The 13,008-nt window shown below is 70.8% G+C and carries 11 protein-coding genes, 1 pseudogene and 1 riboswitch; of the genes and pseudogenes, 3 read left to right on the top strand and 9 right to left on the bottom strand.

Going from position 1 to position 13,008, the window contains the following annotated elements; all coding sequences use genetic code 11:
* Positions 1-5 precede the first annotated feature (5 nt).
* Positions 6-1,295, bottom strand: a complete 1,290-nt coding sequence (gene thrC, locus ACQP10_RS35345; protein WP_346018644.1) for a threonine synthase — start codon at positions 1,293-1,295, stop codon at positions 6-8.
* Between the two features lie 14 nt (positions 1,296-1,309).
* Positions 1,310-1,449: riboswitch (SAM riboswitch) on the bottom strand.
* Between the two features lie 180 nt (positions 1,450-1,629).
* Positions 1,630-2,187: an RNA polymerase sigma factor gene (locus tag ACQP10_RS35350; RefSeq protein ID WP_189251201.1), complete on the bottom strand. Its 558-nt coding sequence runs from the start codon at positions 2,185-2,187 to the stop codon at positions 1,630-1,632.
* Positions 2,188-2,414: 227 nt separating this feature from the next.
* Between ACQP10_RS35350 and ACQP10_RS35355 the strand changes: the two genes are divergently transcribed.
* Positions 2,415-3,842 (top strand): alpha,alpha-trehalose-phosphate synthase (UDP-forming), encoded by a 1,428-nt coding sequence (locus ACQP10_RS35355; protein ID WP_346018643.1) that lies wholly within the window; start codon positions 2,415-2,417, stop codon positions 3,840-3,842.
* 9 nt (positions 3,843-3,851) lie between these two features.
* Here the strand turns inward: ACQP10_RS35355 and otsB are convergent, their stop codons facing one another.
* Together otsB and ACQP10_RS35365 are read right to left on the bottom strand one after the other, a co-directional pair.
* Positions 3,852-4,643 carry a trehalose-phosphatase gene (gene otsB, locus ACQP10_RS35360; RefSeq protein WP_179826170.1) on the bottom strand — a complete coding sequence of 264 codons (792 nt, stop codon included), beginning with the start codon at positions 4,641-4,643 and terminating at the stop codon, positions 3,852-3,854.
* Positions 4,644-4,838: 195 nt separating this feature from the next.
* Positions 4,839-5,135, bottom strand: a pseudogene (locus tag ACQP10_RS35365) (DUF3263 domain-containing protein); the annotation flags it as partial.
* A 115-nt stretch (positions 5,136-5,250) separates the two neighbouring features.
* On the opposite strand from ACQP10_RS35365, the gene ACQP10_RS35370 reads away from it, so the two are divergent.
* Entirely contained in the window at positions 5,251-6,258 is a 1,008-nt protein-coding gene (locus ACQP10_RS35370; RefSeq protein WP_433540487.1) for an SAM hydrolase/SAM-dependent halogenase family protein, read from the top strand.
* Positions 6,259-6,383: 125 nt separating this feature from the next.
* The gene (locus ACQP10_RS35375) at positions 6,384-6,827 is read left to right on the top strand and encodes a hypothetical protein (RefSeq protein ID WP_346018641.1); all 444 of its coding nucleotides are present in this window, start codon (positions 6,384-6,386) and stop codon (positions 6,825-6,827) included.
* A 241-nt stretch (positions 6,828-7,068) separates the two neighbouring features.
* On the opposite strand, the gene ACQP10_RS35380 is transcribed toward ACQP10_RS35375, so the two are convergent.
* The 5 genes from ACQP10_RS35380 to ACQP10_RS35400 form a co-directional block, all read right to left on the bottom strand.
* Positions 7,069-8,082, bottom strand: a complete 1,014-nt coding sequence (locus ACQP10_RS35380; protein ID WP_346018640.1) for an ABC transporter ATP-binding protein — start codon at positions 8,080-8,082, stop codon at positions 7,069-7,071.
* A complete protein-coding gene (locus tag ACQP10_RS35385) occupies positions 8,066-9,103 on the bottom strand; it encodes an ABC transporter ATP-binding protein (RefSeq protein WP_390000444.1) in 1,038 nt (345 codons plus the stop codon). The genes ACQP10_RS35380 and ACQP10_RS35385 overlap by 17 nt, the downstream gene beginning before the upstream one ends.
* Positions 9,104-9,115: 12 nt before the next feature.
* Positions 9,116-10,036: an ABC transporter permease gene (locus ACQP10_RS35390; RefSeq protein ID WP_179826181.1), complete on the bottom strand. Its 921-nt coding sequence runs from the start codon at positions 10,034-10,036 to the stop codon at positions 9,116-9,118.
* Positions 10,029-10,967, bottom strand: coding sequence for an ABC transporter permease (locus tag ACQP10_RS35395; protein WP_179826183.1), 939 nt, complete (start codon positions 10,965-10,967; stop codon positions 10,029-10,031). Before ACQP10_RS35395 ends, ACQP10_RS35390 begins: the two co-directional genes overlap by 8 nt.
* A 125-nt stretch (positions 10,968-11,092) precedes the next feature.
* Positions 11,093-12,727: a peptide ABC transporter substrate-binding protein gene (locus ACQP10_RS35400; RefSeq protein ID WP_346018638.1), complete on the bottom strand. Its 1,635-nt coding sequence runs from the start codon at positions 12,725-12,727 to the stop codon at positions 11,093-11,095.
* Positions 12,728-13,008 lie beyond the last annotated feature (281 nt).

The following is a 13,008-nucleotide window of genomic DNA, read 5'->3' on the forward strand; positions in this document are numbered from 1 at the left end:
TGATTTCAGGCGATGACCGAGCGGAATTCGTCAAGCGAGGGGCGGATGACGGCGGTGGGACGGGCCTCGCCCGCCACCGCGTCGAGGGTCTTCAGGCCGTCGCCGGTGTTGAGCACCACGGTCTCGGCGTCGGGGTCGAGCCGCCCCTCGGCGACCAGCTTGCGCAGCACGCCGACCGTGACGCCGCCGGCGGTCTCGGCGAAGATGCCCTCGGTCCTGGCCAGCAGCCTGATCGCGTCGACGATCTCGGCGTCCGTGACGTCCTCCACCGCGCCGCCGGTGCGCCGGGCGATGTCCAGCACGTAGGGGCCGTCGGCCGGGTTGCCGATGGCCAGCGACTTGGCGATCGTGTCCGGCCGTACCGGGCGGATCACGTCCTGGCCCGCCTTGTAGGCGGCCGAGACCGGGGAGCAGCCCTCGGCCTGGGCGGCGAAGATCCGGTACGGCCTCTCCTCGACCAGCCCGAGCGCGATCAGCTCCTTGAACCCCTTGTCGATCTTCGTGAGCTGGGAGCCGGACGCCACGGGGACGACGATCTGGTCGGGGATCCGCCAGCCGAGCTGCTCGGCGATCTCGTACGCCAGGGTCTTGGAGCCCTCGGCGTAGTACGGGCGCAGGTTGACGTTGACGAAGCCCCACCGCTCGCCCAGCTCGTCGCCGATGAGCTCGGAGCAGAAGCGGTTGACGTCGTCGTAGGTGCCCTCGATGCCGACGAGCCTCCCGCCGTACACCGAGGCCATGACGATCTTGGCCTGCTCCAGGTCGGCGGGGATGAACACGCAGGCGTCCAGCCCGGCCCGGGCGGCGGCCGCGGTCACCGCGCCGGCGAGGTTGCCGGTGGAGGAGCACGACAGGGTGTGGAAGCCGAAGTTGCGGGCCGCCTCGACGGCGATGGCGACCACGCGGTCCTTGAACGAGTGGGTCGGGTTGCCCGAGTCGTCCTTCACGTGCAGCGAGCGCAGGCCCAGCTCGCGGGCGAGGTTGCCGGCGTTGACGAGCCTGGTCCAGCCGGGCGCCATGTTGGGCCGGGCGGCGACGCCGTCCGGGACCGGCAGCAGCGCGCGGTACCGCCAGATGCTCGCCGGACCGGCGGCGATCTGCTCGCGCGTGACGCGCCCGAAGTCGTAGGCGACCTCCAGGGGGCCGAAACACTCGACACAGGCGAAGTTCGGGCCGAGGTCGTAGCGGGCGCCGCACTCCCGGCAGGACAGGGCCACGGCGGGGCCGAAGCGGCCGTCGAGCGCGGTGTCGGCGGAGACGGAGGCGGTGGGGATCTCTGTTTCTGCGAGCGCCATGAAGCGAGGCCTTTCCCTCATCTTCGTCCGCGACCACCCTGGTCGCGAACCGGAATTGGCACCTGTCCCGGCCGACCCCGCCATGTCGCGAGTTTGAACCGGGAGGGTTGCCGGGGCTTCGCAGGGCCGGTCCCTCCACCCCTCTGGATGAGCAATATGAAGTTGTGGGCCCGATGGACGGGTCTCCTGCACTTTACCCCGGCCATCGGTCGTTCCAACCGTATGTCTCACTCCGCGAGACGACCGGTGTCATCCTCCGGACGACGGCGGGCCCGTCACGGGTGGCGGAACCCGGGAGGAAGAGGGGATGTCCGGGGAGCGCCCGGCCGGACCGTCAGAAACCGTAGGCGTCGCCCAGGGCGCCCTGGACGTATTTGCGCGCCTGGTGGATGCGTGACTTGGCGGTGCCGAGCGGGATGCCGAGCTGCTCGGCCACCTCGCTGTAGTCGAGCTGGCAGATGTCGCGCAGCACCAGCGCCTGGGCGAGGTCGGGCTTCTCCGCCTCCAGCGCCTCCATCGCGTCCAGCAGGTCGAGCCGCGACCCGGCGATCACGCTCACCCGGGCGACGTCGGGCCGCTGCACCGGCAGCTCGTCGGAGCTCTGCTCGGCCGAGCGCCGCTTCAGCGAGCGGTAGGTGGTGCGGGCGCAGTTGGCGGTGATGATGTGCAGCCACGTGCTGAACCGGGCCCGCCCCTCGAACCGGCCGATGTTCCGCGCCACCGCCAACAGCGTGTCCTGGCACGCCTCCTCGGCGTCCTGCCGGTAGGGAAGGATCCGGCCGCAGTGCCGGAGGATGTCGGGTTCGATCCGCCTCAGCAGCTCGCCGAGCGCGCGGTGATCACCTCGGGCGGCCAGCCGGGCCAGTTCCTCGGTCGTCTCGTCCAGCGCCATCACGAGCTCCTGATCGACGGTCATGGTCGATCGCCATCTTAAGCTCCGGCGGCCCTTTCCTTGGCGTCACCTTGACCGTCCCCCCGCTTCCGGCGGCTCCGGCGGCCCGGCGGACCGGGGTGCGACCCCCCTGGGAACCCGCACAGGTGGAAGACCAGGGCATTTTGCCCGAGGCCCGGTTAACCTTTCAATCCAGGCAAGCGCGTCCCTCTGCCGAAGGGATCCCGATGAGCGGCCCCATCCTGCTGGCTTCGAACCGCGGCCCCGTCTCCTTCACCCTCTCCGACGACGGTTCCCTGACCATGCGCCGGGGCGGCGGGGGTCTGGTGTCGGGCCTGTCGGAGGTGTCGCGGGACTTCGACCTGCTGTGGATCTGCGCCGCGCTGTCCGACGGCGACCGCGGCGCCGTACGGCTGGCGCCCGGCGGCCGGCTCGACCACGCGGGCTTCGACACCGGGGCGGTGCGGATGCTCGACATCCCCCCGGCGACCTTCCACCGCGCCTACAACACGGTGGCGAACTCCACACTGTGGTTCGTCCACCACCTGCTCTACGACACGCCCAACAGGCCCCAGTTCGACGCGAGGTTCCGCCGCGACTGGGAGTCCTACCAGGCGTACAACGAGGCGTTCGCGACGGCGCTGGGCGAGGAGGCGCCGCACGAGGCCCGGGTGATGGTCCAGGACTACCACCTGTCCCTGGTCCCGGCCATGCTGCGCGGCGAGCGGCCCGACCTGCGGGTGGCGCACTTCTCGCACACCCCCTGGGCCCCGCCGGAGTACTTCTCCCTGCTCCCCGACGACCTGCGGGTCGAACTGCTCGAAGGCATCCTCGGCGCCGACCGGGCCGGTTTCCTCACCGCCCGGTGGGCCGGGGCCTTCATGGACTGCTGCGAGACGGTGCTCGGCGCCCGGGTGGACCGCGCGCACCGCACCGTCACGCACGGCGGCCGGACCACCCGGATCGGCGTGCACCCGCTGGGGGTGGACGGCGAGGCGCTGTGGGCGCGGGCCTCGGAGCCCGATGTCGAGTCGCACATGGCCGCGCTCCGCGACCAGGTGGGCGACCGCAGGCTGATCGTGCGGATCGACCGGACGGAGCTGTCCAAGAACATCGTGCGGGGCCTGTCGGCCTACCGGGAGTTCCTGGCGGCGCACCCGGAGTGGCACGGCCGGGTGGTGCACCTGGCGTTCGCCTACCCCTCCCGCCACGACCTGCCCGAGTACCGCGAGTACACCGCCGCGGTGCAGCGCTGCGCCCAGGAGATCGAGGACGAGTACGCCACCGAGGACTGGAACCCGCTGATCCTCAACGTCAACGACGACTACCCGCGCTCGCTGGCCGCCTACCGGCTGGCCGACGTGATGCTGGTCAACCCGATCCGCGACGGCATGAACCTGGTGGCCAAGGAGGGGCCGCTGCTGTCACCGGGCAGTGCGCTGATCCTGTCGCGCGAGGCGGGCGCCGCCGCCGAGCTGGGCGAGAACGCGCTGCTGGTCAACCCCTTCGACGTCTCGGCCACGGCGGCCGCCATCCACCGGAGCCTGATCATGCCGGAGGCCGACCGCGTCCGCAGGGGCGCGCGGCTGTCGGCGGCGGCCACCGCGCTGCCCCCACGCCGCTGGTTCACCGACCAGCTCTCCGCCCTGGGATGAACGCCCGGCTCAGGCGCGGTCCGTCCCCCCGGCCTCGATCGCGTCGGCGATCGAGGCGAACAGCTTCATCACCCCGTCGGGACCGTCCACCACGATGTCGGCCTCCACCTCCAGCTCGGCCGACCCGCTGAACACCGTCACGCCGGGCAGGCCCGACGTCCGTACGGCCTCGAACGCCGCGATGTCCCCGAGGTCGTCGCCGGCGAACAGCACCGAGCGCGCGCCGCGCTCGCGCAGGAACGCGCCGAGCGCCATCCCCTTGTCCATCCCCGGCGGGCGAAGCTCCAGCACGAACTTGCCCGGCTCCACCGCCAGCCCGGTCTCGACGGCCAGTTCGGTGATCGGGTCGCGCAGCGCGACGAGCACGCCCTGGGGGTCGTGGGCCCGCCGGGTGTGCACGGCCAGCGCCCGCTCCTTGTCCTCGATCACGACCCCGTCGAACGGCTCGACCAGCCGGGGCAGGTCCGCCCGCGCCCGATCCAGGCCGGGGTGCGGCGGCGGTGAGGTGACCGTGTCCGCCTCCCAGCGTTCGAAGCCGTAGTGGCCGAGCACGACGACCCCGGGTATCCCGGCCAGGGAGCCGTACTCCACGGCGGTGGCCGCCGGGCGGCCGGTGACGACCGCCACGGCGCCGACCAGGCGGCCGAGCCTGGTCAGTACGGCGACGCCGTCCGGATGGATCCTGGCGTCGGCGGGGTCGGGCACGATCGGGGCGAGCGTGCCGTCGAAGTCCACCCCGATCACCGCCCCCGCGGGGTCGGCCGTGATCGCGCGCAGTCCGTCAGGGAAGTCAGTGGTCATGCTCGCTCGCTCCGTCGTCGGCCCGGTCGTCTCGCCGGATCACCGGCTCACCGTCGTCTCACCGGCTCGCCCGGCGTCCGCCGGGGTGCCCGCTCGCAGTGCCGTACCCCTCTATTTGATGATTTATCCGAAATAGGGGTTATCACCGGGGTCGCCGGGCGGCGCGCCGGGCGAGGCATCGGGCGGGGCCGCCGGGCCTGCGCGGCGGACGTCCCGGTCGCGGCGGCGCGTCTCGCGGAGCCGGCGCAGGCGCTTGACCAGCATCGGGTCGTGGGCCAGCGCCTCCGGACGGTCGACGAGCTCACCGAGCAGCTGGTAGTAGCGGGTGGCCGAGACGCCGAAGGTCTGCCGGATGGCCTGCTCCTTCGCGCCGGGGCGGCGCCACCATCGGCGCTCGAAGGCCAGCAGTTCCCGCTCCCGTTCGGTGAGGGCACGGGCGTCCGGCTCGCGTCCGGCGCCGGCGTCGTCGCCGGGGATCGGTGCGCCGTCCATCGCCCTCCTCCTCGGTCGGGCACCCGGCGACGACGCCGGGCACGCGCCCGGAAGTCAGGATAGTCCGGAATTTCTGTCTGTTCACGGCGGAGGCCCCGACGTACAGTCACCAGGTGTGACCTCAGTCATCACCATTCTCACTGACTACGGCCTGCAGGACGGCTACGTCGCCTCCTGCCACGGCGTGATCGTCGGCATATCACCGGAGGCGCGGATCATCGACGTGTGCCACCAGGTCCCGACGGGGGATGTGCGGCGCGCGGCGGCGATCCTGGCGCAGACGGTCCCCCACATGCCGCCCGCCGTCCACATCGCCGTGGTGGACCCCGGGGGCGGGGCCCGGCGCGCCGTGGCGATCGAGGCGGGCGACCACGTGTTCCTGGGGCCGGACAACGGGGTGCTGTCATGGGCGGTCCAGGCGAACGGCGGCGCGCGGGCGGCCTACGAGCTCACCAACGAGGAGTTCTTCCACCGGCCCGTCGCACCGACCTTCCACGGCCGCGACGTCTTCGCGCCCGTGGCGGCGTTCCTGACGGTCGGGCGCCGGCCGCCCGAGCTGGGGCCGCCGATCCCGCTCGACCGGCTGGTCTCGCTGCCCGCGCCGACCTCGCGGGTGCGCGAGGGCACGGTGGAGGGCGAGGTGCTGTCGGTGGACGGCCACGGCAACACCCAGCTCTCGGTCACCGGGGGCGACCTGGACACGCTGGGCGCGCGCCCCGGCGGCACGCTGGTGGTCTGGCTGGGCAGGCGGCACGTCACCGTGCCGTTCCGCGAGACGTTCGCCGCCGTCGCGCCGGGTGAGCTGGTCGCCTTCACCGATTCGGCGGGGCTGCTGTCGCTGGCGGTCCACGCGGGCGACGCCTCGCAGCGGCTGGGCCTGCCCCCCGCGCCCACGTGCGTCTGTCGGTCCACCCGTGACCCGCGCGCCCCGCACCGCCCGCCCGTGACTCGCCCGCCCATGACGGGCACCCCTCCCCTCCAGCCCGGCGCCGCCCGCGGCCCCCGCGGTCTCCGCCGTCCGTTGCGACGCGCGGGACCGCAACGGGCGTGGCCGTACGGCGCTGCGCGGGTGTTATGCCCGCTTGTGCACCGCTATGGTGCTGCGATCATTGCCGCCGCCTGACCTTCTTGGCACCGCCCGTAGACGTGCCGCTGGATAGTCTCACTCTCGCTACTTCGCGTGGTCACGCGCATACGCGGAGTGTCAAGGCCAATCACTGGCGCGATTTCCTTTCGGGGGGAACACAAATGATTCGTCGTCTTCTCGTCACCTCGGCGTGCGTCGGCCTCGCCGTCCTCGCCCCGGCCGTCGCCGCCTCGGCGTCCACGGCCAAGACGGCCAACTGCTGCGGTGCCGGCGCCTTCATCCCGACCAGCACCGTCACCTACGGCCAGGTCGTCACCCCGGTCGCCGTCGCCAGCTCCGCCAACTGCTTCGGCTACAGCGGTGTCGCCCTCGCCGGCGGCAACTGCTTCGGCTACGGCGCCGGCTGCTACGGCGGCGGCTTCTACGGCGGCGGCGGCTACTACGGCGGCGGGCTCGTCCCGGGGGGCTACGGCCTCGGCGGCGGCGGCTACCTCGGCGGCGGCAACAACATCAACACCCTCAGCCCCGGCACCGGCGTCGTGGGCAACGGCACGGGCATCGGCGGCCTCATCGGCGTCGGCAACCTGGGCATCGGCGTCCTCTAAGGAGCGATGCCGCCGGCCGGTTCCGCGCACTGCCGGCGGGCGCCGGCCGGCTTCTCCGAGCACCGAAAAGGGCGGTGCCCCCGCACGTCACCGTGTGGGGGCACCGCCCTTCGGTCGTCTCCGGCGCCCGGCCGGGACCGGCGGGCCGTACGGCCCCGGGAACCTCACGCGCCCGGCCGGCGGCGCGGCCGGCGCGTCGCGCGACCGCCCGCCGTACGAGCCGTATGAGCGGAGATGGCCCCTACACGTGCACCACGTCGTGGGTCTCGGCGAAGTGGCAGGCGCTGGCGTGCCCGGTGCCGGGCCTGATCTGCAGCAGCGGCTCCTGCTGGGCGCAGATGTCCTGCGCCTTCCAGCACCGGGTGCGGAACCGGCAGCCCGACGGCGGGTTGGCCGGGGACGGCGGGTCACCCTGCAGCACGATCCGCTCGCGCCGCTCACGCCCGTCGGGGTCGGGCACCGGCACCGCCGACAGCAGCGCCTGGGTGTACGGGTGCGCGGGCCGATCGTAGATCTCCACGTCGGTGCCGATCTCCACCATCTTGCCCAGGTACATCACGCCGACCCGGTCGGAGATGTGGCGGACCACCGACAGGTCGTGGGCGATGAAGATGTAGGCGAGGCCGAACTCCCGCTGCAGCCGCTCCAGCAGGTTGACGACCTGCGCCTGGATCGACACGTCGAGCGCGGACACCGGCTCGTCGCAGACGATGATCTCCGGCTGGAGCGCCAGGCCGCGGGCGATGCCGATGCGCTGGCGCTGGCCGCCGGAGAACTGGTGCGGGTAGCGGTTGACGTGCTCGGGGTTGAGCCCCACGACCTCCAGCAGCTCCTGCACCCTGCGGCGGCGGTCGCCCTTGGGCGCGACCTCGGGGTGGATCTCGTACGGCTCGCCGATGATGTCGCCCACGGTCATCCGGGGGTTCAGCGAGGTGTAGGGGTCCTGCATCACCATCTGGATGTTGCGGCGGACCTTCTTGAGCTCGGACCCCCGGGCGTTCGCGATCTCCCGGCCGTTGATCTTCACCGAGCCGGAGGTCGGCCGCTCCAGCGCCATCAGCACCTTGGCCAGCGTGGACTTGCCGCAGCCGGACTCGCCCACGATGCCGAGCGTCTCGCCGCGGCGCAGGTCGAAGGAGACCCCGTCGACGGCCTTGATCGCGCCGACCTGCTTCTTCAGCAGGATGCCCTGGTGCAGCGGGAAGTGCTTGACCAGGTCGCGGACCTCCAGGATCGGCTCACCTGCGGCTGTCATCGAAGACCTCCCTCCAGTAGTGGCACGCGCTGCCGCGGGTCGGCCCGATCTCGTACAGCGGTGGCGTGTCGGTGACGCAGTCGTCCTGACGGTAGGGGCACCGGGGGTGGAAGGCGCAGCCCTGCGGCATGTCCAGCAGGTTCGGCGGCATGCCCTTGATGGCGTACAGCTCCTGGCCCTTGAGGTCCACCCTGGGGATGGAGTCCAGCAGGCCCTTGGTGTACGGGTGGGCGGGCGACCGGTAGATGTCGTGCACCAGGGCGTTCTCCACGATCCGCCCGCCGTACATGACCGCGATCTTGTCGGCCACGTCCGCCACGACGCCGAGGTCGTGGGTGATGAGGATCAGGCCCATGTTGCTCTCGCGCTGGAGCTCGGCGAGCAGCTCCATGATCTGGGCCTGCACCGTCACGTCGAGCGCCGTGGTGGGCTCGTCGGCGATCAGCACCTCCGGGTCGAGCGCGATCGCCATCGCGATCATGATGCGCTGGCGCATGCCGCCGGAGAACTGGTGCGGGTAGTCGTTCACCCGCTGCCGGGCCGCGGGGATGCGGACCCGGTCCATCAGCTCGACGGCCTTCTTCGTGGCGTCGCGGCGGGACATGCCGCGGTGGACCCGGAACATCTCGCTGATCTGCCAGCCCACGGTGAACACCGGGTTCAGCGCGGAGAGCGCGTCCTGGAAGATCATCGAGATGCGCTGGCCGCGGACCTGCGCCCGCTGGTCCTCCGGCAGCCGCAGCAGGTCGGTGCCGCGGAAGCGGATCTCGCCGCGGGGGATGCGGGCCGGCGGCATGTCGAGGATGCCCATGATGGCCTGCGCGGTCACCGACTTGCCGGACCCGGACTCGCCGAGCACGGCGAGGGTCTCGCCGGGGTTCAGCGAGTAGCTGACCCCGTTGACCGCCTTGACGACGCCCTGCCGGGTGGCGAACTCCACGTGCAGGTCGTCGACGGCGAGCAGCGGACCGTCGCCCGGGGCCGTCCGCGCCGGCAGCACCGGCGTCGAGGTCTTCTTCACAGCGGGTCCCCCTTACCGCAGCTTCGGGTCGAGGGCGTCGCGCACGGCGTCGCCCAGCATGATGAAGGCCAGCACGGTCAGGCTCAGGAACAGCGCCGGGAACAGCAGCGGAGCCGGAGCCTCCAGGAACCGCTCCCGGGCGTCGGAGATCATCAGACCCCAGGAGATGTCCGGGGAGCGCAGACCGACGCCGAGGAACGACAGGCCCGCCTCGGCCGCGATGAACGTGCCCAGATTGATCGTAGAGACCACGATCACCGGCGCGACGGCGTTCGGCAGGATGTGCCGGAACATGATCCTCGGCGCCGAGGCGCCGAGCGCCCGCGCGGCGACGACGTAGTCCTGGCTCTTGGCGGTGATCACCGCGGCGCGCATGATGCGGAACGTCATCGGCCAGGCCAGTACGGCCAGCGCCAGCGTGACGGTCCAGACGTTGCCGGTACGGAAGACCGCGAGGATGAGCAGGGCGCCCAGGATCGACGGGATCGCGAAGAAGATCTCGGTGATCCGGGAGAACAGGGTGTCCACCGCACCGCCCTTGAACCCGGCGACCAGGCCGAACAGCCCGCCGACGACCGCGGTGACGATCGTGGTGCTCAGGCCGACCACGATCGAGTTGCGGGCGCCGTAGAGGGTGCGCGCGTAGACGTCGCAGCCGAGGTTGTCGGTGCCGAAGAAGTGGGCGCCGCTCATCGGCTGCCGCGCCTTGGCGAGTTCGCAGCTGGCGGCGTTGAGCGGGTCGACCGAGGTGAAGAGCCCGGGGAACACCGCGATGACCAGGATGACCGCGATGAGGACGGCCGAGCCGATGAAGAGGGGGCGGCGGCGCAGGTCGTGCCAGGCGTCGCTCCACAGGCTCGCCGCCTTGGGCGGCTTGGCGGTCCCGCCGCCGTGCTTGCGGCGCCGGGCGGACGGCGCGATCGTGTCACTCATAGCGGATCCTCGGGTCGAGCACGGCGTACAGCAGGTCGACGACCAGGTTCGCCAGGATGTAGACCAGCACCAGCACGGTCACGATCCCGACGACCACGGACTGCTCGCGCAGGTAGACGGAGCTGAACAGCTGCTGGCCGATGCCGGGCAGGTTGAAGATCGTCTCGGTGATCACCGCGCCGCCCATCAGCGCGCCGAGGTCGGCGCCGATGAAGGTGACGAGCGGGATCAGCGCGTTGCGCAGCGCGTGCCGCCCGACGACCCGGCGGCGGGGCAGGCCCTTGGCCACCGCCGTGCGGATGTAGTCGGCGCGCAGGGTCTCGGCCAGGCTGGTCCGGGTGAGCCGGGTGAGGTAGGCGATCGACACCCCGGCGAGCACGAAGCCGGGCAGCAGGTAGCTGCGCCAGCCCTCCGTCACGCCCGCGATGGGGAACAGGTCGACCCCGGCCGTCTTGAGCTTGACGCCCAGCAGCAGCTGGAGCACGAAGCCGGTGACCAGCGTGGGGATGGAGATCAGCACCAGCGTCGAGGCGAGGATCAGCGAGTCCGCGGGCCGGCCGCGGCGCAGCGCCGCGTACAGGCCGAGGCCGATGCCGATGACCGCCTCCAGGACCAGCGCCGTCGCCGCCAGGTTGATGGTCACCTGGAACTTGCCGGCCATGAGGTCCGTCACCGGCACGCCGGCGAAGGTCTTGCCGAAGTCACCGCGGAACAGTCCCGTGAGGTAGTACCAGTACTGCACGATGAACGGGTCGTTCAGGTGGTACTGGTCGCGCAGGATGGCGACGATGTTGGGGTCCATCCGCTTCTCGCCCGCCAGCGCCGCGATGGGGTCACCGGGCAGCGCGAAGACGATGGCGTAGATGAGCAGGGTGGCGCCCAGTAGGACGGGTATCGCCTGGATCAGGCGCCTGATGATGTAGCGGCCCATTCAAGCCTCCCTTGTGCCCCGCCGCGGCCCTCCTTCCGGCACCCGGGGGTGGTGGTGCCGGGAAGGGCCGCGGCCGTGAGGCGGTTCGTGCGGCCGGGCTCGGCGCCCGGCCCGCGGGGCGTGGGTCAGGCGACCTTCTCGACCTTGGTCCAGTCGACCTGGTTGAGGAGGTTGATCTTGACGCCCTTGATGTGCTGGGAGAAGGCCGCGTTGGTCCGGTAGAAGTACACCGGGATGTACGGCAGGTCCTTGATCAGGACGTCGTCGGCCTGCTGGTAGTACTTCAGGCCCTCCTCCTGGGTCGGGGCGGCGTCGCCCTTCGCCAGCAGCTCGTCGAACTGCTTGTTGGACCAGCCGGCGTAGTTGGAGCCGGTCTTGATCGCGACGGTGGAGAAGACCGGGGTCAGGTAGTTCTCCGCGGACGGGTAGTCGATCGCCCAGCCCATGCGGAACATGCCGGTGTAGCTCTTCTTGTCCAGGTCGTCGAGGATCGAGGCGAACTTCTCGAACGGCTTGACCGTGACCTGCACGCCGAGGTTGGCGCGGAGGTTGTTGGCGACGGCCTCGATCCACTCCTTGTGCGGGCCGTCGGTGTTGTAGCCCAGCTCCAGCGTCTTCGGGCCGCCCGCGGCCGCGTACTGCTCCTTGGCCTTGGCCGGGTCGTAGTTGCAGACGGCGCAGGCGCCCTGGCGGTAGCCGTCCAGCAGCGGGTTGATGAAGTCGTCGGCCGGGGCGCGGGTGCCGGAGAAGACGGTCTCGGCGATCGTCTTGCGGTCGATGGCCATGGAGATGGCCTCGCGCACCTTCACGTTCGAGTAGATCTTGTTGTACTGCAGCGGGAAGCCGATGTAGCCGACGCCGGCGTCGGCCGCGTCGATGTAGCGCTCGCCCAGCTCGGTCTTGGCCCGGGAGATGGCCGACGGAGGCAGCGAGTCGTGGACGTCCAGGTTTCCGGCGACCAGGTCGTTGAACGCGGTCTCCGGGCTCGTGTAGAGCTTGAACTGGAGCTTGTCGAACTTCGGCTTCTCCCCCGGGAACTTGTCGTAGCGGGTGAGGTCGATCGTCTGGTCGGTGCCCTTGTTGTAGGGCTTGTCGAGCTTGAAGTAGCCCTGGCCGATCGGCTGCTTGGCGTACGCGTCGGTGATCTTGCCGTCGGGGCCGAAGGCCGCCTTGGGCAGCGGGTAGAACGCGGTGTAGCCGAGCATCGTCTTGAACTGCGAGAACGGCTTGCTGAGGGTCACCTTGAAGGTGGTCTCGTCGACGGCCTTGAGGCCCTTCATCCCCTTGGCGGAGACGGTCTTGCCCTCGCCCGGGTTCAGGTCGGCCCAGCCCTCGACGCGGCTGAAGAAGCCGTTGGCGCCCTGCGCGTTGTCCTGGTCGGCCGCGTAGTTCCAGGCGTCCACGTAGTTCTGGGCGATCAGCTTCTCACCGTTGTGCCAGGTGTAGCCCGGCTTGATCTTGATCGTCCAGACCTTGTTGTCGGTGGTCTTGATCGACTCGGCGACGTCGTTGACGACCTGCTTGTTCTCGTCGTAGTCGACGAGCGGGGCGAAGATCGCGGCCAGGACCTCCGCGCCCTCGGACTCGGTGGTGTCGCCGGGGTAGAAGAGCTTCTGCGGCTCACCCAGCTCCATGCGCACGGGCTGGTCGCCGCCGGCGGCCGACCCCCCGCTGGTGGAGGACTCGCTGCCACACGCGGCGAGCCCGAGCGCGAGCAGCGCGGTGCCAGCGATGATCCGTGCGCCGTTAGTAACGCGCATTGTAGGTTTTTCCTCCCTTTACAGGCGGACGCCGCCGATGAACTGCCGAAGACCGGGGCACAACGGAAGAGGATCTTGTGGTCCTCGGGTCCCCGTCACCCTGGGCAACGTGCCGACGCCACACCAGTCAGACGCGACTATCCCGTACCGCTCCACACCGAGTCGCCTCTGTGATGTTGCAGTTCGGTCACGCCAGTGCCGGTTCAACGTCATAAGTCTGCCAGCACCGCCCCCACAAGCTCCCATCGAGGTATTAACCAGACATAGAGGCACATGTGGGA

Source organism: Streptosporangium sandarakinum, assembly GCF_050942225.1.
GTDB classification, from domain to species: domain Bacteria; phylum Actinomycetota; class Actinomycetes; order Streptosporangiales; family Streptosporangiaceae; genus Streptosporangium; species Streptosporangium nondiastaticum.

Bases quoted from the DNA above. Each gene is read 5' to 3' on its own strand.
- ACQP10_RS35380 (WP_346018640.1), bottom strand. From the start codon at position 8,082: ATGACAGCCGCAGGTGAGCCGATCCTGGAGGTCCGCGACCTGGTCAAG.
- ACQP10_RS35350 (WP_189251201.1), bottom strand. From the start codon at position 2,187: ATGGCGCTGGACGAGACGACCGAGGAACTGGCCCGGCTGGCCGCCCGA.
- ACQP10_RS35355 (WP_346018643.1), top strand. From the start codon at position 2,415: ATGAGCGGCCCCATCCTGCTGGCTTCGAACCGCGGCCCCGTCTCCTTC.
- ACQP10_RS35390 (WP_179826181.1), bottom strand. From the start codon at position 10,036: ATGAGTGACACGATCGCGCCGTCCGCCCGGCGCCGCAAGCACGGCGGC.
- otsB (WP_179826170.1), bottom strand. From the start codon at position 4,643: ATGACCACTGACTTCCCTGACGGACTGCGCGCGATCACGGCCGACCCC.
- ACQP10_RS35400 (WP_346018638.1), bottom strand. From the start codon at position 12,727: ATGCGCGTTACTAACGGCGCACGGATCATCGCTGGCACCGCGCTGCTC.
- ACQP10_RS35375 (WP_346018641.1), top strand. From the start codon at position 6,384: ATGATTCGTCGTCTTCTCGTCACCTCGGCGTGCGTCGGCCTCGCCGTC.
- thrC (WP_346018644.1), bottom strand. From the start codon at position 1,295: ATGGCGCTCGCAGAAACAGAGATCCCCACCGCCTCCGTCTCCGCCGAC.
- ACQP10_RS35395 (WP_179826183.1), bottom strand. From the start codon at position 10,967: ATGGGCCGCTACATCATCAGGCGCCTGATCCAGGCGATACCCGTCCTA.